The following is an 18,695-nucleotide window of genomic DNA, read 5'->3' as shown; positions in this document are numbered from 1 at the left end:
ATACAATAAATACATTAACCAAACATTAACATCTTGAGTATAAATTATTGATTTTTCAATAAATCAATAATTTTATCCACTTGCTTTTTGGTGTCTTCAACCGACAGATTATGAATTACATAATCGCTCTTTGCAATTTTTTGTTCATCAGTCCATTGGTTTTGCATTCTTTTTAAAACAGATTCTTTGTCTGTTTTATCGCGCGCTATTACTCGTTGAAGTCGAGTTTCTATTGGCGCTGATACAGTAATTACAATATCACACTCTTTATAGCCTCCAGATTCAAAGAGAATAGCGGCCTCTTTTACCAATAGAGGATGTTCTTTATGATTTTCAACCCAACTACTGAAATGTTTTTTAACATGAGGATGAACTATGGTATTCAAATTTTGAAGTTTTTCGGGATTGTCAAAAACGACTTTCGCTAATTCTTGGCGATTCAGTTTTCCGTTAGTTATAATTTGACTCCCGAACTCCTTACTAATCGCCTGAATCACTTCACTGGTATCCATCAATTTTCGGGCTTCATCATCCGCTATATACACAGGAATACCCAATGATTTGATATAATTTGCAATCAATGTCTTGCCGCTTCCTATACCGCCTGTTAAGCCAATTATCTTGCTCATGGTTTTACTTTAAAGAATAATTCAGGAAATGCCTCTTCGGGTTTTTGCTTTAGCAATTTGACCTTTACATAGGAATTCAAAAAGCCAGAACCATAGCCGACGAATTGTTTAAAAACTGCGAGAACTGAAAGCATACCTATTTTAATACTTTTATTTTGAAGGCTTGCTGTTATCAAAATTAATATAAAATAAAGGAGATAACATAGTACTAGAAAAGAATAACCAAATGCCAAAAAGATAATTGAAAAATAAATTCCGATTATAAAAAATGTCGGAAAGAAGAATGTCAATTTACTGTATTCTGGATACCAGCTATTTAATATTGGTCGGGCTTTACCAAATTTAGTAACCTGCATTGAGAATTTATCCCAGTCGATTCTTCGTTTGTGATACACAAATGCTTTTGGAAAAAGTCGAGTTTCATAACCCATTTTCCATAGCCTTATACTTAAGTCAGGATCTTCTCCGGGATGAATATTTCCAAATCCTTTGGATTCTTCAAATGCTTTTTTTGAAATACCCATATTGAAACTTCGAGGTTGAAACTTATTTAATTTTTCGGAACCGCCACGAATTCCTCCTGTCGTCAGAAAAGAGGTCATGGCAAAATTGATTGCTTTTTGAACATCTGAAAATGATTCTAACGCAGCATCAGACCCGCCAAAACAATCGACATAAGTAGTCGTCAATTCTTTTTCTACTTCAGATAAATACTGTCTAGGTATGATGCAATCTGAATCAAAAATGACGTAATAATCACCTTTGGCAACTTTCATTCCAAAATTCCGAGAATCACCAGGACCAGAATTCTCTTTAAAATAATAGGAAATATTTAATTTGTTTTTAAATCTTTTACATTCATTTTCGCTCGTGATTGATGAACCATCTTCAATGATTACAATTTCATATTCTTTATCATAATCAGAATTTACTAAACTTTCTAAAAGCTCACTAATTTCATCTGGTCGATTATAAACAGGAATAATAATTGAGAAATACATATACTAAATTTTAACAAAGATAAGTAGGCAAAAAAAAACCACCTAAAAAATAGGTGGCTTTTAGATAAACAATTATTTAATTATTATTGTTTGATAACTTTAATAGTTTTTACTTGATTATTAGAAGTTACTTTAACCATGTAAGTTCCCTTAGGTAAGCTTGACATGTCTATTTGACCAGAATTAGCATTTAATTTGGTAGCAATAACTTTTTGTCCTAATAAATTAAATACATCCACATTTGAAATTTCTTGATTGTAAGATAAATTCAAACTGTTTTTTACTGGGTTAGGATAGTATGAAAAGTTAGTGTCATTAAATCCTGGAACCGCTAATGTCCCGCAAGTTGCAGTACCAACTCCAGTAATAGTTGTTGTAAAAGCTCCGAATGCTGTAGGAGAATAGGAAGTTGTTACAAAATAATAGTTTGTAGCAGTTGCTAAATTTGTTGTAATTACAGAACCTGGTCCTGAATCATCGTTTCCTGCAAGATAATTAACTGATGGGCTGTTTGGATCAAATGAATTTTGATAAACAAATATAAAACCATCATAATCTTGTGTACTGGTAAAAGTGTATGATCCAGCTGTATCAACATTAAATGGCCCATAAACATGGTACGAAACTCCAATACCAATAGCAGGAGTACCCGTTCCATTAGCTAAAGGTCTATCCCATACACTTCCTCCAAGAGAAGGATCTGGCACACTTGAAGCAAGATCACAGTTAGGAGTAACAGGAACTGATGGATTTACCGTTAAAATTCCACTGATATAAGTTGTTCCATCCCAGAAACTTCCGCCTGGAGCAGGACTGTAACCTCCATAAACAAATGCACCATTGTTTAATTGAAATCTTGTTGCATAATAATAGGTACCAGGTGTTAAAGTAGCTCCAATTGTAGCTTGATACTCATCGTCATTATTTGATGGTGCAATTTCTACATTAAAAGTGGCAGGTATCCAGTTTGTCCAAGTATTTGGATTTGTATTAGAACCAACTGGACTAATGCCAACCCATGCCGTAATTCCAGGAGCTTGTCCCGAAGTTATATCAGTTAAACCAGCCTCATAGACTCTACCATAAACAGTTGCACTTCCACCTCTATTAATTGTAGCATTTGCAGGAAATTGTAAATTTACATAATCAGGCGCATCAGTGGATGGAATACCACAGATTACACTTCTGGTTCTGTTAACAGACTCCGTACCGCATTGGTCATTAGTATGATTATAAAATCTTATTGTTCCATCAATTGTAGATACCCATGTTACTGGAGTTGTACCAAAAGCAGCAGCTGTTACACCTGCGTCAGTACTAATCGTAATTAAATCAGTTGGTACAGAGCTTGTGAAAGTATATGTTTGCCCAGAAGTAACAGTAACTACAGAATATTCTCCGGCATATCCGTTGGCTGTAATTGAATTAGAAACTATACCATCACAAGTTACAGGTGTGTATGTCGTTGTTGGCCATTGTCCACCAGGTGATGTCAAGCAATATCCAGGAGACGCACCTGTCGTAAAACTCCATTCAGGACAACCTGTTGCACTTCCACCTACATTTTTTGGCACAATTTTCCAGTAAAAAGTGGTGTTGAATCCTGTAATAGTTATTGGCGTTGTTAAAGTTGTAAAGTTCCCAACTAAAATCGTTGCATTTCCCGGCGTCAAACCATAGAATAAATCATAAGATAAAGGTGCATCACCAGTTGTAGGAGCATTCCATGAAAAAGTAACGGTTCCAGGAGCGACACCGACAGCACCATCGAGTGGAGTCAAATTAGTAGCACAACCAGGTATTTGAGTCGTATTAAATACAAATGGTCCTGACCAAGTACTAAATCCTGAATTTAAAACACATTCATCTCTTACATAAAACTCGTAAGCTGTTTGAGGTAATAACAAAGTAGCAGCATACGAAGTACCAGTTACATTTACACCCGTATCATTCGTTAATGCTGGTAAACCCGCTCCTGCTAATTGTACAACAATTTCTGCATTAGAAGCACCACCAGAGGTCCAAGATAAATTTGCAGTAGTAGACGAAGTAACATTGCTAAGACTTGCAAAAGGTGCAGGACAACTTGGAATTGCAACGGTTACAGTATAATCTTCCGCCTGACCATAACCTGATCCAACTTGGCAAGAAGTTCCATATCCGTTAAACCTCTTAATAACTCTCATTCGTGTATTTCCTGCCAACGCATTTGCAGGAACTACAATATTTCCAACTAACTGAACAGCGTCAACACCCGTAGAGTTTACTATTGTGCCAACATCATAAGATTCACCTGCATCTGTGAAATCATTATTTTGATTCCAATCTACATAAACTCTTAAATTGGTTGTAAAAGCTCCATCTGTATTTCCTTTTAAAGTGATTGGATAGGTACTACCTGCGTTGACATTTCCTACTATAGCAGTGTAGTCCTCGTGTGCAATACGTGTTGTACCATTATCTACTCCCACTACTGCAGAACTGGTATTGACAATTCCTGCAAAATTTACAGAAGTAATTGGTTCAACTCCGGTTGTGAACGTCATAGGTCCGCAATAGGGTGCAGGAAATTGTGCAAATCCTGCAAAACTGACCAACAAAGTCAGTAGTAATGTAATTTTTTTCATGAAGTTTGTTTTAAAAAGTTAATAGCTATAAAAGTACATATAAATAAAAAAACTCACAAATAAATTGTGAGTTTTAAAATAATAATATAAACAAATAGGAGATTCCTAATTTTTTATACTATCAATTAATGTCAGCTCATTCGATTCAGCTTTGTAATCAATTCCGTCGAAACCAAAACCAAAAAGATTTAAAAAATCTTGCTTATATCCTGCCAAATCTCCAATTTCTATCAAATTTTCTGAAGTTGCTTTTTCCCATAAGGTCTTTATTTTTTGTTGTATATCTTCGCGCATTTCCCAATCATCAATTCTAATTCGTCCTTTTTCATCGACAGGAACTTCATCACTAGCGTAAAGTCGTTTTTCAAAAAGTCTTTGGATTTGCTCTATGCAACCTTCGTGAACTCCTTCCGCTTTCATTGTTTTGTATAATAACGAAATGTATAATGGAATCACAGGTATAGCAGAACTAGCTTGTGTTACCAATGCTTTATTGACAGAAACGTACGCTTTTCCGTTTAGTGATTTTAAACGATCTGTGATCTTAAATGCCGTGGCTTCTAAGTCGTCTTTAGCGCATCCAATAGTTCCTTTTCTGTATACTGCTTCGGTAACTTCGGGTCCGATATACGAATAAGCAATTGTTGTAGCTCCATCAGCCAAAACTCCAGCATCATTTAAGGCATCCATCCACATTGCCCAATCTTCGCCGCCCATTACCACAACAGTATTATCGATATCTTCTTGAGTTGCCGGTTCAATACTAACCTCAGATACAATTCCAGTATGAAAATCAACAGTTTTGTTTGTAAATGTTTGTCCAATAGGTTTTAAAACGGAACGATGCAAAATTCCAGTAGTTGGATGCATACGAACAGGTGAAGCCAAACTATAAATAACCATATCAATCTGACCCAAATCAGCTTTGATTAAATCAATAGTTTGTTGCTTAATTTCATTTGAAAACGCATCACCATTTATACTTTTAGCATACAGTCCAGAAGCATGAGCTTTCGTTTCAAAAGCAGCAGTATTGTACCAACCCGGTGTTGCAGTTTTTCCTTCTGATGGTGGCTTTTCAAAGAAAACTCCAATAGTACCAGCATCTGAACCAAAAGCACTTGTGATTCTTGACGCCATACCAAATCCGGTTGAGGCTCCAATTACTAATACTTTTTTTGCGCCTTCAATATGACCTTTTGATTTTACATATTCAATTTGATTTTTAATATTTTGAGCGCAACCTTCCGGATGTGCAGTCAAACAAATAAATCCTCGCATTCTTGGTTCAATAATCATATGTTTTTTTTTTAGATTAGTTTTATTGCCTGTCTGCCGACAAGTAGAAAGTGCAAAAGTACTAATTCAGATTTTAATTCAATAAAGCTTTTGCATGATTAAGTGCTGAATCGGAAATGTCTTTTCCTGACAGCATTTCCGCAATTTCAATTATTCTCTCCTCACTATTTAATAATTCAAGCTCCGAAACCGTATTTTCTCCTACTACTTTTTTAAATACTTTATAATGATTGCTTCCTTTAGCTGCGATCTGCGGAAGATGCGTTATGGCAAAAACTTGCATTGTTTTGCTCATATCACGCATAATCTCACCCATTTTATTAGCAATTTCTCCCGAAACGCCAGTGTCTATTTCATCAAAAATGATTGTTGGAAGTTTCGAATATTGTGCTAAAATGGATTTCACAGCTAGCATTATTCTCGACATTTCTCCGCCGGAAGCAACTTTCTTTAGCAGACCAAAATCAGTTCCTTTATTAGCAGAAAACAGAAATTGCAGATTGTCCTTTCCATTGTTTTGATAAGTAGATGATGGTTCAAGTTCAATTTTAAAGCGAACATTTGGCATCCCTAACAAATTCAATATAGCAATAAGTTTTTCAGATAATTTTGGAATAGAATCACTCCTACTTTTACTGATTTTTGCTGCAATACCATCCATATTGACTTCGTGATCTTTAATGGTGTTTTCCAGATTTCCAATTTCATCTTCTAAGGTAGATAATGAAACTACTTTATTTTCTAAGGTATATTGAATATCTATCAGTTCTTCAACGGTCAAAACATTGTGTTTTTTCTGAAGATTGTAGAGCAACTGCAATTTTTGATTGATTGTATCTAATTTTTCAGGATCATTAAAAACCAATTCCGATTCGCGGTTCAGCTCTTTTATAATATCATCAAATTCAATCAAAATACTAGTAGCTCTTTCTGAAATGGATTGAAATTCAGCGGAAAAACTGGCATTCTTCTGAAGTAAAACTTTAAATTCTTTTAAGTTTTTTAAAATCCCAAATTCGTCTTCGCTACCAATGGATAATAGTGTGTCAAGATTTTCTTTTATGAATTCTACATTATTTAGCGATTGATACTGTTGTTCTAAATCTTCTAATTCTCCCGCTTTCAAATTTGCCGACTCTAATTCTTGGTATAAAAATTCGTTGTAATCTTTCTCTTTTACTAGTTCTGAAAGAGTAGCTTTTTTAGTTTGTAGCGTTGATTTAGACAAACGGTATAATTTTAATAGCGATTGGAATTCTAAAAGCAAATCTTGGTTAGTAGCAATCGAATCCAAAATTTTAAACTGATATTCTTCTTCAGAAAGTTCTAAAGTTTGATGTTGCGAATGAACATCTATCAAGTAAAAACTTAACTCTTGCAGTTGTTGCAGATTTACTGGACTATCATTTATAAATGCTCGCGATTTTCCAGAGGGAAGAATCTCTCTTCGAATGATCGTTTCCTCTTCATAATCCAAATCATGACTTTCGAAGAACGATTTAAGTTTGTATTTACCAATTGCAAAATTAGCTTCAACTATGCACTTTTCCTCTTTATTTTTAAGGGAAGATAAATCGGCACGTTTTCCTAAAACCAAACCTAAAGCACCAAGAAGTATAGATTTTCCAGCTCCAGTTTCTCCCGTTATAATTGAAAATCCATTGGAAAAATCAATATTTAATTTTTCTATCAGTGCAAAATTTTCAATGGAAAGCGTTGTAATCATGTTCAGAAAATGAATGTAAGATTTAAAAAGTAAATATACTACTTATAACCTAATTGCTGACCATTTACTTGTGTTGAGTGGCGACATTCTATTTAGAGTATCAATTGTCTCTGTCAAGGTAATTTTAGGGCCGCCAGACAAAATTGACACTATTTCATCTACTTTGGCGTCAAAAAATACGCGCGTTAAAAAAGCATTAGGCCGAACCTTGTAAATGGCTGAAAGTGCATTAATTGATGCAACAACTTTCTCTTTTGAACTTTTAACGTCAGTACTCATATTATCTAGCCCTTCCCTGTGGTATTGATACATTGTTTCTCTGTAAGCATCAAATGTTCCAGATAAAACATCATTGACTAAGAAATATTTATTCTGATTTCCATCGGTTTGACTCCATCCTTTGTAACCGCCTTGTTGTGCGACACTAGCTATTTGTTGTGCGACTTCATAATGTTTATTTCCGCCCAATAACGAGTAAGTATCTGCATCAAATCCAAGAATCATATAACTATAAAAAGACAAAACCGAAACTAAATTCGAATCAAAGTTCTGAGGATTAAATTGTAGTAATTCAAATTCGATATATCGGAAACTGAAATCGTTATCCATATAATTGAAAACCGGCGAAGCATAAGTAGAGTTAAAAATTGGTCTTGTTGATTGCACTTGTATGCTAGCAGTAAACGTATTAGAGTCATAGCTATTGATGATAATAACCATCGAACAATCAATTTTTTCATTTTGTTCATAAACTTCTCCTGTCCAATCTGTTTTATTGACAAAATCAGTTATTGAATTTTTTAAATTTTTAAAAATTTGATTGTTTGTACTAGCCACTTTATCTGAATTGATTTGGATGGAACAATTCAATTGTTGCGCCTGTGCAACTCCAATAAAAAGCAGTAATAAAAAACTAGCTATTTTTTTCATAATGAGAAATTACTTTATTCATAATATCGACTGCGACCAATTCTTTTGATTTTAAATCCATGGGCTCAATTTTAAAATTAGAATCAATAAAGGTGATTTTATTGGTTGGTTTCCCAAAACCAGCACCTTCATCTTGCAGTGAATTTAAAACTATCAAATCTAAGTTTTTTTTCTGAATTTTCAGCTTCGCATTTTCAATTTCATTTTCGGTTTCCAATGCAAAGCCAATCAATAATTGTTTTTGTTTTATTTCACCTAATGAAGCCAGTATATCTAGAGTTTTTTCCAGTTCAATTGTAAACTCATCTTCCTTCTTTTTTATTTTTTGAAGCGCTTGAAATTTTGGTTTATAATCCGCTACTGCTGCTGCACAAATTGCCACATCGGTTGCATCAAAAAACTCATGACAGGCATCATACATTTCTTTTGCAGATGTAACTCTAATCAAATTAATATCAGAATTAGCAACTGTTAAGTGAGTTGGACCAGAAACTAACGTTACTGCTGCACCAAGATTTGCTGCTGCAATAGCAATGTCAAATCCCATTTTACCAGAAGAATGATTTCCAATAAAACGAACTGGATCGATTGCTTCGTAGGTTGGACCTGCAGTAATCAGTATTTTTTTTCCTTCTAATGGCAACTTGCTTTCTAAATCTCTCTCTACGAAAGTAATAATATTTTCAGGTTCAGCCATTCTTCCTTCACCAGATAATCCGCTGGCGAGTTCACCACTTTCAGCTGGAATCATGATGTTCCCAAATTCTTTCAAAAGTGCAAAACTAGAAATAGTTGAAGGATGTTTGTACATATCCAAATCCATTGCCGGAGCAAAATACACTGGACATTTAGCAGATAAATAGGTTGCAATCAAAAGATTATCGCAGTTTCCATTGGCCATTTTAGACAATGTATTGGCTGTTGCTGGAGCAATAACCATCAAATCGGCCCAAAGTCCTAATTCAACATGATTGTTCCATTGCGCATTCTCGTCTTCTTCATTATAAAAAGTCGAATAAACTGGATTTTTTGAAAGTGTAGATAAAGTTAACGGCGTTACAAAATCCTTAGAAGCAGGTGTCATTATCACTTGGACATGTGCACCTGCTTTTATAAATAACCGAACTAATGTTGCTGTCTTGTATGCGGCAATTCCTCCAGAAACACCGAGAACTATTTTTTTACCGCTTAAAACAGACATCGCTATTAGTCTTTTGTAGTATCTCTGTAGTAAATTTTGTCATCAAGCCATTCTTGAACAGCTAATGCATGCGGTTTTGGTAATTTTTCGTAGTATTTAGAAACTTCGATTTGTTCTTTGTTTTCAAAGATTTCCTCAAGACTATCATTGTAAGTTGCAAACTCTTCTAATTTTTCAGTTAATTCTTTTTTAATTTCTGAATTGATTTGGTTTGCTCTTTTAGCCATTATTGTTATCGCCTCGTAAACATTGCCAGTACGCTCTTCAATTACCGTTTTATTGTAGGTAATTGTGTTTACTGGTGCATTCGTCTTCTTTAAATCCATGACTTTTTTATTTAGAAAATTGTTTTAAATCGTTTTCAATTCGAGCTAACATTTCGTCAGCTTTTGCTTTGTATTCACTATCTGCTTTAAATTTAATAAAAGTACCATACAGCAATTTTGCATTTTGCAGTCGTTCTTCCATTTTAGCAGGAATACTATTAATTGCTAATAAATAAGCAGAATTAAATTTATAATATAATGCCTGCTCTTTATAGATCGTTCCTGGATAATTAATCATAAAATTATCAAAAGCAACCATTGATGCTTTATAATCAGAAATGTTATTGTAAATTTTAGCATTCTCAAAAGCTTTCTTCTCTAATTTTTCTCTTAGGTTTTTAACTAAGTTGTTGGCTTCTGCTATGTTCTGTCCTTCTGGATACGAATCAATATAGTTCTGAAGTTTATCAATTGCCTTGTTTGTATCCGTTTGATCTAAGCTATAAACAGGAGAAAGAAACGTGAAACACTTAGCCCCTAGAAATGAAGCTTCTTCAATCTTTTCACTCTTTGGATAGCTTGCTACAAAACTTTCAAACTGATAACCTGCTAAATAATACTGTTTTGTTTTGTAAAGCGACTGTGCATACATGTAAAACATCTTTTCAGCGGACGGTTTTCCTTTGTAAGCTGGCGCTATTTGTTCAAAAAGACGAATAGCTTTACCGTATTTTTTGGCATCGTACAATTTTGTACTGGCAGCAAACTTTACAGCAGTATCTTCCGATTTTAAAGCTTTTTGATAATCGCTGCACGATGATAAAAATACTACTACTGCAAAAAGGACTAAAAATTTCTTCATTTTTTATTTAATTCAGCTGATTTTAAACACTTTTTCGTGTTTTTTAAAGAGCCCCGAATTCACGGGACAAATTTAGTTATTAATTATAGATTACAAAATATTTTTTTTGACTTCAAAAAATCTACACTTTTGAGCTGTTATTAGTAAAATCATGCAGGCGTTTTGCCAAATTTTCATCTGCATTTACTAATGGCAAACGAACTGTATTCTGCGACAAACCCAGTGATTTAAACACTTCTTTTATTCCAGCAGGATTTCCTTGCTCAAAAATCATGTCGATAGCATCTGCTAAAAAGTAATGCAGTTTATAGGCTTCCTCTACTCTTTTGTTCAAACCCAGATGAACCATTTCAGAGAATTGTTTCGGAAAACCTTCTGCAATTACCGAAATAACACCTGATCCACCAGCTAAAATCATGGGCAACGTAATCATGTCATCTCCAGAAATTACCAAAAAATCTTCGGGCTTGCCTTGGATTAATTTCATTGCTTGAACTAGGTCTCCGGCAGCTTCTTTTACAGCTACAATATTTTTGAAATCAGTAGCCAATCGTATAATGGTTGAAGGCAACATATTACTGGCGGTTCTTCCTGGAACATTATATAAAATAACTGGTATTGGTGATGCTTCTGCAATCGATTGGAAATGTTGATAAATTCCTTCTTGTGTTGGTTTGTTGTAATAAGGAGAGACCGATAATATTGCCACAAAATCTTTAAAATCTCTCGATTTCAATTCGGCTACAACTTCAGCGGTGTTGTTACTTCCCACACCCAAAACTAATGGTAATCTTCCTTTATTGGCTTCGACAATCGTGCTAATAACTAATTCTTTTTCATCTTTTGTTAAAGTGGCGGTCTCAGCAGTGGTTCCCAAGACAACCAAATAATCAATTCCGTTATCAATCTGGAAATTGACTATCGCTTTTAGCGCATCAACATCTACAGAAAAATCTTTTTTGAAGGGTGTAATAAGCGCAACACCAGTTCCAATTAATGATTGCATTTTATATTTTGTTTAGAATTTTTAAATATTTGAATAATTCATCCATAAAAACCTTATAGTTTTCCGCATTGGTATCAATCATAAAATGATTCAATCGCTTGTCAATAGATGCAAACCCAACTTTGAAACTTGCTTTAGATAAATGGGAAACTAAAAGTAAGGCTATTTTTTCAGTGTCGTAATAATTAATGAGTAAATCAAAAGGTTCTGAAACAAAATCCTTAACATCTTTCTGATCAACTGTTCCGCGCCAACTTAAATCCTTATTGCTAAAAACCGGGTAATCAAAAACTTCATTTTTTTTAATTTTATTTTTAAATACTAAAATTTTAATGTCGTTTTCTTCAATTCCGTTTTTAATTAATTCGGTAACCAAAGCTTCTTTTTCATAAAAATAACTTTCGTCAAAAATAATCCCAATAGTTTTGATTACTTTATCGGAAGATGAATGTTTAACATTGGATAAACTATTCTTAACAATTTTTTTTGTTGAAAAATCCTTGAAGTAATTTAAAAACATACTACTTTTACTTGAATTACAAACTTACTAAAATTAGCGCCAAAAGCGATGGTAAAACTAAAAAACTATAACGTTGTATTGAAACATTTTGTTTTATTATTAACATTTATTACTGTTATTTCCTGTGCCGAAAAGAAATACGTTGTAACCAAAATTGAAGGTAAAGAAATCGGTATTACGGATAAAAATTATGAAGTTGCTGAACTTGAAAGTTTTATAAAACCGTATCGCGATCGAATTGACGAAGATTTGAATAAGGTTTTAGCAAATGCTCCAGAAACGCTAGATAAATCTGGACAATGGCAAACATCAATGGGGAATTTCTTGGCTGATATTACTTTTGAAACAGCAGACAAAGTGTTTTACATGCGTGAAAAAAAATCACTTGACATTTGTTTATTAAATCATGGCGGTATCCGAAGTATTATCCCGAAAGGAAACGTTACTGCTCGAACTGCTTATGAAGTTATGCCTTTTGAAAATACTGCGATTGTAATTGCACTTAAGGGAGAACAAATTCTTGAAATTGTCAATTATATATTATCCGAAAAGAAACCACATCCATTAAAAGGCTTGACATTTACGATTGATAAAAACAATCAACCCAAAGATATTTTGGTTAAAGGGAGTCCGGTAGATAGCAACAAAATATATTATGTTGTAACTTCTGATTACTTATCCAATGGTGGCGACAATATGCTTTTCTTTAAAAAAGGAGTTGCTCAATATGACCTTGAATATAAACTTAGAAATATTATCATTGATTATTTTAAGGAAAACAAAACGATTACGGCTAATAAAGATATTAGAATTACCAAAGAATAAAGCTATGAAAAGAAGAGATTTTATCCAGAATACTGCTTTAAGTTCTGCTGCGCTTGGAATTGGAGGCTTATCACTATGTAGTTTTAATTCATTAGATACAAAGCAAACAAAACACCTCACAGTTCTTCATACCAATGATGTTCACAGCTACATCGATCCCTTTCCTCCAACGCATCCGAAGAATCCTAATATGGGCGGCGTTGCGAGGAGAGCAGCATTAATTGAAACCATTCGAAAGGAAAATCCAAATGTTTTATTATTGGATGCCGGAGATATTTTTCAGGGAACACCATACTTTAATTACTACGGAGGCGAATTGGAATTCAAATTGATGAGCATGATGAAATACGATGTGGCTACAATTGGAAACCATGATTTTGACAACGGAATTGAAGGTTTATACAAGCAATTACCCAATGCGACTTTTGACTTCGTTTCGGCTAATTATGATTTCAAGAATACTATAATGAATGGTCATGTTAAACCGTATAAAATACTTCACAAAGACGGAATCAAAGTTGGTATCTTCGGACTTGGCATTGGATTAGAGGGTTTGGTGGATAAAAAGAATTATAAAGAAACGGTTTATAATGATCCGGTTGGAATTTCTCAGGATATGGCGCGAACTTTAAAGCATCAAGAGAAATGTGATTTAGTAATTTGTCTTTCCCATATTGGATACAAATACAAAGACGAACCAACTAAAATCTGCGATACTACCTTGGCAACTTTAACTAAGGATATTGACCTTATTATTGGCGGTCACACGCATACCTTCTTAGATATACCTACAGTTTTAAAAAATGCTGCGGGAAAAGATGTTTTGGTAAATCAGGTTGGATGTTACGGAATAAACCTTGGTCGAATTGACTTTCATTTTGATACCGATGCTTCAAAAATTGCATTAGGAAAATCCATTATTGTTTGATTTTTCAGCCGTAATAATGTACTTATAAAACGTAAAGAAAGCTAGCGAATTCAAAGTCATTGCTAATGGTCTGAACAATTCTTCGAATTCATTCTTCAGAAAGTACTTTTCTACAAAAACCACAAATTGAAGCATTACAAAAAGTAAGGCGCTAATCAACAGTATCGAATTTTGTTTGTTGTCATTCATCACATAGCTAGCCAATGCAATTCCGGCTAAAAGCGACATCAAAATATTTTGAATAACTATGATATAAAAACTATTTTCAGGTATTTCAGCTGTTTCAATAAACAAGTAGAAAAAGATAAGCAAGAATGGGGCGGTTGCAATTACGATAGGGATAAAATCGATTACTTTTTGCAATGAAAATATTATATAAATACTAATGATACGATAGATGGTAAATACAATAACAGCATAAAATAAATATTGCGGTGTATTAGGTATGAACAGAATATTAGTAATTAACGATAAAAGCAATGAAACTATAAATAATATGTTTTTTTTATCTGATTCGATATAATAAACTGCGACTAAAAATAAAGGAATAATCGGCTTCAAAATACAAATTATGGGCCTATTTGCGAAAAATTCGGCAATAACTTCAAAAATAGCTACTACAAAATAAGAGATTGATAATGCCTTTACTATGTTTTGTCTGTTTTGCATCGTTACAATTTTAATAGCCTAAAGTTTATCGTTCCTAAACACCACTAAATTTACTGTATTTTTTTCGAACTTAGTAAATTTCTGCCTTATTTAATCTGTAATAATTTTTAACATGAAGAATTGCATTTTATTTTAAACTAAAAATCAATTTCATCTGGTTTACCTTTTTCAATCACAAAAAGGTAAATCAAATAAAAACCGCCAAAATGCAAAATTATTTCTAAAATATTTAATGTAAAGACATTGATATAATACACATTAATAGCAGAAAAAACATCAGATAATATCAGGGTAATTGCTCCACAAAAGTACAAGAAAGATTTTTTATCTGTCTCACTACTTAAGTACACCACTGCGCAAATCATTAGTGCCAATGCCGCCGTTGCATTAAAAATTGCAATGTAGTTTACGATAATATCCGTCGCTGTTTCAAACATTATATAAACAATAAGAAACAAAAAGAAAGCATTCAATAAAATTACAAAAGTAGTAAGTTTCGTGAATACTGTTTTAAAATGCTTACCACGAATTAGAGGCAATGATAAATTGATTAATGCAAAATAAAACATAACATAGAAAACTAAAGCTAACTGCAAAACCCTACCAGAATTATCAGAAAACAGCATAAACGTTTGTCCCAAATAGAAAAACAAGACAAAATAGAAATAGGGTTTTGGAAAAACAAAACCATTTTTTAGAATGGCGTAAACTAAAAAAAGAGGAACGAATAGTGGCTTTAAATAAAACACTACTTTATTTCCAGGAAGAAAAAATAGTGCCGAAAAATAGGTCCCAATAAGTAGAACTAAAACAGTAAAGACAACTTTTTCTAATTTCATTTTTTGATTTTTTTAGCTGTTATTTAAAAGTAAAATAAATTCATCCTCTGAAATAATTTTCACTTTTAATTGCGTAGCTTTTTCCAGTTTTGCAGGTCCCATATTATCCCCAGCAACCACAAAATCTGTTTTTGTAGAAATGGAACTTCCTATTTTTCCTCCGTTATCTTCAATAGCTTTTTTTAAATCATCACGGGAGAACTTTTCAAAAACACCCGAAACTACAAAGATTTTACCAGCCAATTTATCAGTCGCATCCGGATTGAATTTTTCGACTAGTTCCAATTGAACTCCAAATTCTTTAAGGCGTTGAATTATTTTTACGTTTTCCTGATTTACAAAAAACTCAATTACACTTTGAGCAATCTTCTCCCCTATTTCATCAACTAATATCAAATCCATCAAAGAAGCATTTCGAATGGCATCAATAGTTTTGTAATGCTTAGCCAATTTTTTGGCTACCGTTTCACCAACATATCGTATTCCTAGAGCATACAGCACTCTTTCAAACGGAATTTCCTTAGATTTCTCCACACCATTAATTAAATTCTCAGCTGACTTTTGAGCCATTCTTTCTAGTGGCAATATTTGCTGCACAGTCAATTCATATAAATCCGAATAATCTTTAACTAAATTATTATTGAATAATAAAGCTACTGTTTCTCCGCCAAGACCTTCAATATCCATTGCTTTACGTGAAATATAATGTTGGATTCTTCCAATGATTTGCGGCGGGCAACCATAAAAATTCGGGCAATAATGATTGGCTTCTCCCGCTACTCTAACCAATTGATAATTGCATTCAGGACAATGTGTAATGTATTTTGTCTTTTCAGATTCTGGGTTTCTTTGAGTAAAATCTACTCCAATAATCTTGGGAATAATTTCGCCTCCTTTTTCTACAAAAACAGTATCTCCAACACGAATATCTAATTTTTCAATTTGATCCGCATTATGCAATGACGCACGTTTTACAATAGTTCCAGCCAATTGCACTGGTTTTAAATTTGCAACTGGTGTTATCGAACCGGTTCTTCCAACCTGATATGAAATCGAATTTAAAGTAGTAGAAACTTGTTCCGCTTTAAATTTATAAGCAATGGCCCAACGCGGAGATTTAGCTGTGTAACCTAATTCATCTTGTTGATGAAAATCATTAACTTTGACTACGACACCGTCCGTTTCGTAAGGTAAATTGTGTCTATGGATATCCCAATAATTTATAAATTCAAAAACTTCTTCTAGTGAATTGGCTAATTTAGCTTCCTTTGGAACTTTAAAACCCCATTTTCTAGCAGCTTCTAATCCATCCAATTGAGTAGGAATATTTAAATTATTCCCTACGATAAAATAAAGCAAACATTCTAGCGGACGCTTCGCAACTTCAGAACTGTCTTGCAATTTTAAGCTTCCTGATGCTGTATTTCTCGGATTTGAATAAGGCGTTTCGCCTATTTCAATTAGTTCCTGATTCATCTTTTCAAAACCGGCAAAAGGAAGGATAATTTCTCCCCGAATATCAAATTTGTCCGGATAAGTTCCTTTGAGTTGCAACGGAATTGACTTTATTGTTTTGATATTATTAGTAATGTCATCGCCTTGAAAACCGTCGCCACGGGTTATGGCACGCTTTAATTTTCCTTTTTCATAGGTAATAGAAATGGAAGCGCCGTCATATTTTAATTCACAGGTAAATTGAACAGGTACATTTCCTAAAACCTTTTGGACTCGATTTTCCCAATCTATTAAATCTTCTGGAGAATAGGAATTGTCCAAGGAATACATTCGGTAATCATGAACAACCGTAGTAAAATTTTTAGTTATAGTTCCGCCTACTCTTTTTGTTGGAGAATTTTCATCAAAGAACTCCGGATTTTGTTTTTCTAACTCTTGTAGTTGTTTTAACTTTTGATCAAATTCAAAATCTGAAATTGTAGGACTATCAAGCACATAATAATTGTGATTGTGCTGATTGAGTTCGTCCCTTAGATCCTGAATAGTTTGTTGAATATCCATAGAAAAAAATTGGCTATTTTAGTATTAGAAATAAAGCACTAAAATAGCCAAAATATTTTTAAATAATTAAGAACTAGGATTGAATAATCCCGTTAATTTGAAGATATAATTGACCGTCACTTAAAATTGCACCTTCTGTAATTAAATCAAAAATAGCTTTATTTCGATCTTCTTGATATTCTTTTTTTCCTAAGTGAATTTCAACCGTATCAGTAAATAAATTATCGCTTAACCATTGTAATCCGTCTTTTTGCATAAAATCAACCTCGGAATCCAACGCTTTCAATACAATAGATTGAATTAATTTTTCTTGACAATGAAATAGGAAAATATGGTTTTTAGAAAAATGTTCTAAATAAGTAGCATTGGTTAGAACGCCTTCCCAAATTAAATCAGAGAAAACATCGAGTTCCTGTTCGGCAACTTCAGGTTTTTCTATTTTTATTTTGTCCCATTCGGCTTTGTCAATAGCTTGTGTCGCTAGAAAACTTGCAAATTCTGTATGCAATTCTTCAAATTGCTCTTTTGTTAATCTTTTGTATTTCACGTGTAATGATATTAATTTTTTAGCCCCGATTACCTCACTTTGTTTATAATTTTTAAAGGAGTTCGATGAATGCTATAGCATTTGCAACGGCATCCTTTTTTGTTTTTTTTCTAAACAAAAAAGATATAGTGGAAAGCGGGAAATAGCTTCAAAAAAAAATCCCGACGCGAATCGGGATTTAATAGTGTTATAGCGAAATGTTAAACTTCAGCTACAATTTCATAAGGTAATTCAACCACCACATCTCTGTGAAGTCTTACACTTGCAGTGTATTTACCTGTACGTTTTACCACGCCACTAGTGATGAATTTTCTATCAATAGTTTGACCCCCTTTTTCTAATGCCGCAGCAATATCAATGTTTGAGATCGAACCGAATAATTTTTCTCCACCCGCTTTTGCGGTGATTTTAATTTCAATAGCTTTAAGTTTTTCAGCCAATGCTTGCGCATCGTTTACTACTTTAGCTTCTTTATGTGCTCTTTGTTTTAAATTTTCAGCTAAAACTTTTTTCGCAGAAGGAGTTGCCAATTGAGCATGACCTTGTGGAATTAAAAAGTTACGACCGTATCCGTTTTTCACGTTTACTAAATCATCTTTAAAGCCTAAATTTTGAACGTCTTGTTTTAAGATAAGTTCCATGTTGTTGTCCTTATTAGAGAAGTTAGGTTCTGTTTGACGAGAAACCAACAACTGAGTTTATATTATTTTAATAAATCGGCCACGTATGGCATTAAAGCTAAATGTCTTGCTCTTTTTACAGCTACTGACACTTTTCTTTGGTATTTCAATGAAGTTCCAGTTA

The 18,695-nt window shown here is 33.4% G+C and carries 19 protein-coding genes; 2 read left to right on the top strand and 17 right to left on the bottom strand.

The features are described from left to right. Positions 1-44: 44 nt before the first annotated feature. From coaE to PSU83_RS06590, 11 genes are all read right to left on the bottom strand, one after another. Positions 45-629, bottom strand: coding sequence for a dephospho-CoA kinase (gene coaE / locus PSU83_RS06640; RefSeq protein WP_300588149.1), 585 nt, complete (start codon positions 627-629; stop codon positions 45-47). Next, positions 626-1,630 (bottom strand): glycosyltransferase, encoded by a 1,005-nt coding sequence (locus PSU83_RS06635; RefSeq protein ID WP_300588148.1) that lies wholly within the window; start codon positions 1,628-1,630, stop codon positions 626-628. Before PSU83_RS06635 ends, coaE begins: the two co-directional genes overlap by 4 nt. A gap of 83 nt (positions 1,631-1,713) precedes the next feature. Beyond that, complete coding sequence (locus PSU83_RS06630; protein WP_300588146.1) at positions 1,714-4,257, bottom strand: T9SS type A sorting domain-containing protein; 2,544 nt, start codon at positions 4,255-4,257, stop codon at positions 1,714-1,716. 105 nt (positions 4,258-4,362) lie between these two features. Then, positions 4,363-5,556, bottom strand: coding sequence for an enoyl-ACP reductase FabV (gene fabV, locus PSU83_RS06625; RefSeq protein ID WP_300588144.1), 1,194 nt, complete (start codon positions 5,554-5,556; stop codon positions 4,363-4,365). A 73-nt stretch (positions 5,557-5,629) separates the two neighbouring features. After that, a complete protein-coding gene (gene recN / locus PSU83_RS06620; RefSeq protein ID WP_300588142.1) occupies positions 5,630-7,282 on the bottom strand; it encodes a DNA repair protein RecN in 1,653 nt (550 codons plus the stop codon). A 42-nt stretch (positions 7,283-7,324) separates the two neighbouring features. Continuing rightward, entirely contained in the window at positions 7,325-8,212 is an 888-nt protein-coding gene (locus PSU83_RS06615) for a DUF4835 family protein (protein WP_300588140.1), read from the bottom strand. Next, positions 8,196-9,413, bottom strand: coding sequence for a bifunctional phosphopantothenoylcysteine decarboxylase/phosphopantothenate--cysteine ligase CoaBC (gene coaBC, locus PSU83_RS06610; protein WP_300588138.1), 1,218 nt, complete (start codon positions 9,411-9,413; stop codon positions 8,196-8,198). Before coaBC ends, PSU83_RS06615 begins: the two co-directional genes overlap by 17 nt. A gap of 5 nt (positions 9,414-9,418) precedes the next feature. Beyond that, positions 9,419-9,739 (bottom strand): DNA-directed RNA polymerase subunit omega, encoded by a 321-nt coding sequence (locus PSU83_RS06605; RefSeq protein ID WP_121313610.1) that lies wholly within the window; start codon positions 9,737-9,739, stop codon positions 9,419-9,421. Positions 9,740-9,746: 7 nt separating this feature from the next. Next, positions 9,747-10,541 carry an outer membrane protein assembly factor BamD gene (gene bamD / locus PSU83_RS06600; protein ID WP_300588133.1) on the bottom strand — a complete coding sequence of 265 codons (795 nt, stop codon included), beginning with the start codon at positions 10,539-10,541 and terminating at the stop codon, positions 9,747-9,749. Between the two features lie 121 nt (positions 10,542-10,662). Next, complete coding sequence (gene dapA, locus PSU83_RS06595) at positions 10,663-11,547, bottom strand: 4-hydroxy-tetrahydrodipicolinate synthase (protein WP_300588131.1); 885 nt, start codon at positions 11,545-11,547, stop codon at positions 10,663-10,665. 1 nt (position 11,548) lies between these two features. Further along, positions 11,549-12,067, bottom strand: a complete 519-nt coding sequence (locus PSU83_RS06590; protein WP_300588129.1) for a hypothetical protein — start codon at positions 12,065-12,067, stop codon at positions 11,549-11,551. A 48-nt stretch (positions 12,068-12,115) separates the two neighbouring features. Between PSU83_RS06590 and PSU83_RS06585 the strand changes: the two genes are divergently transcribed. Beyond that, positions 12,116-12,892 carry a 5'-nucleotidase gene (locus tag PSU83_RS06585; protein ID WP_300588127.1) on the top strand — a complete coding sequence of 259 codons (777 nt, stop codon included), beginning with the start codon at positions 12,116-12,118 and terminating at the stop codon, positions 12,890-12,892. A 4-nt stretch (positions 12,893-12,896) separates the two neighbouring features. Beyond that, positions 12,897-13,820: a metallophosphatase gene (locus PSU83_RS06580; RefSeq protein ID WP_300588125.1), complete on the top strand. Its 924-nt coding sequence runs from the start codon at positions 12,897-12,899 to the stop codon at positions 13,818-13,820. Here the strand turns inward: PSU83_RS06580 and PSU83_RS06575 are convergent. The 6 genes from PSU83_RS06575 to rpsR all read right to left on the bottom strand — a co-directional run. Beyond that, on the bottom strand, positions 13,797-14,489 hold the full coding sequence (locus PSU83_RS06575; protein ID WP_300588123.1) for a lysoplasmalogenase family protein: 693 nt from the start codon (positions 14,487-14,489) through the stop codon (positions 13,797-13,799). The two genes, PSU83_RS06580 and PSU83_RS06575, sit on opposite strands and share 24 nt — an antisense overlap. A gap of 137 nt (positions 14,490-14,626) precedes the next feature. After that, a complete protein-coding gene (locus tag PSU83_RS06570) occupies positions 14,627-15,328 on the bottom strand; it encodes a hypothetical protein (protein ID WP_300588121.1) in 702 nt (233 codons plus the stop codon). Between the two features lie 12 nt (positions 15,329-15,340). Beyond that, entirely contained in the window at positions 15,341-17,344 is a 2,004-nt protein-coding gene (gene ligA / locus PSU83_RS06565) for an NAD-dependent DNA ligase LigA (RefSeq protein ID WP_300588119.1), read from the bottom strand. 73 nt (positions 17,345-17,417) lie between these two features. Next, positions 17,418-17,891 carry a DUF6495 family protein gene (locus PSU83_RS06560; protein ID WP_300588117.1) on the bottom strand — a complete coding sequence of 158 codons (474 nt, stop codon included), beginning with the start codon at positions 17,889-17,891 and terminating at the stop codon, positions 17,418-17,420. Between the two features lie 200 nt (positions 17,892-18,091). Beyond that, positions 18,092-18,532, bottom strand: a complete 441-nt coding sequence (rplI, locus tag PSU83_RS06555; protein ID WP_300588115.1) for a 50S ribosomal protein L9 — start codon at positions 18,530-18,532, stop codon at positions 18,092-18,094. A 62-nt stretch (positions 18,533-18,594) separates the two neighbouring features. Next, on the bottom strand, positions 18,595-18,695 hold a 101-nt coding region (rpsR, locus tag PSU83_RS06550), incomplete at its 5' end, for a 30S ribosomal protein S18 (protein WP_300588186.1).

Source organism: Flavobacterium sp. (assembly GCF_029945805.1).
Lineage (GTDB): Bacteria > Bacteroidota > Bacteroidia > Flavobacteriales > Flavobacteriaceae > Flavobacterium.
Note: the sequence above shows the minus strand (reverse complement) of the source record. Positions and strands in the feature narration are given on the sequence as shown.

Bases quoted from the DNA above. Each gene is read 5' to 3' on its own strand.
- coaE (WP_300588149.1), bottom strand. From the start codon at position 629: ATGAGCAAGATAATTGGCTTAACAGGCGGTATAGGAAGCGGCAAGACA.
- PSU83_RS06635 (WP_300588148.1), bottom strand. From the start codon at position 1,630: ATGTATTTCTCAATTATTATTCCTGTTTATAATCGACCAGATGAAATT.
- PSU83_RS06630 (WP_300588146.1), bottom strand. From the start codon at position 4,257: ATGAAAAAAATTACATTACTACTGACTTTGTTGGTCAGTTTTGCAGGA.
- fabV (WP_300588144.1), bottom strand. From the start codon at position 5,556: ATGATTATTGAACCAAGAATGCGAGGATTTATTTGTTTGACTGCACAT.
- recN (WP_300588142.1), bottom strand. From the start codon at position 7,282: ATGATTACAACGCTTTCCATTGAAAATTTTGCACTGATAGAAAAATTA.
- PSU83_RS06615 (WP_300588140.1), bottom strand. From the start codon at position 8,212: ATGAAAAAAATAGCTAGTTTTTTATTACTGCTTTTTATTGGAGTTGCA.
- coaBC (WP_300588138.1), bottom strand. From the start codon at position 9,413: ATGTCTGTTTTAAGCGGTAAAAAAATAGTTCTCGGTGTTTCTGGAGGA.
- PSU83_RS06605 (WP_121313610.1), bottom strand. From the start codon at position 9,739: ATGGATTTAAAGAAGACGAATGCACCAGTAAACACAATTACCTACAAT.
- bamD (WP_300588133.1), bottom strand. From the start codon at position 10,541: ATGAAGAAATTTTTAGTCCTTTTTGCAGTAGTAGTATTTTTATCATCG.
- dapA (WP_300588131.1), bottom strand. From the start codon at position 11,547: ATGCAATCATTAATTGGAACTGGTGTTGCGCTTATTACACCCTTCAAA.
- PSU83_RS06590 (WP_300588129.1), bottom strand. From the start codon at position 12,067: ATGTTTTTAAATTACTTCAAGGATTTTTCAACAAAAAAAATTGTTAAG.
- PSU83_RS06585 (WP_300588127.1), top strand. From the start codon at position 12,116: ATGGTAAAACTAAAAAACTATAACGTTGTATTGAAACATTTTGTTTTA.
- PSU83_RS06580 (WP_300588125.1), top strand. From the start codon at position 12,897: ATGAAAAGAAGAGATTTTATCCAGAATACTGCTTTAAGTTCTGCTGCG.
- PSU83_RS06575 (WP_300588123.1), bottom strand. From the start codon at position 14,489: ATGCAAAACAGACAAAACATAGTAAAGGCATTATCAATCTCTTATTTT.
- PSU83_RS06570 (WP_300588121.1), bottom strand. From the start codon at position 15,328: ATGAAATTAGAAAAAGTTGTCTTTACTGTTTTAGTTCTACTTATTGGG.
- ligA (WP_300588119.1), bottom strand. From the start codon at position 17,344: ATGGATATTCAACAAACTATTCAGGATCTAAGGGACGAACTCAATCAG.
- rplI (WP_300588115.1), bottom strand. From the start codon at position 18,532: ATGGAACTTATCTTAAAACAAGACGTTCAAAATTTAGGCTTTAAAGAT.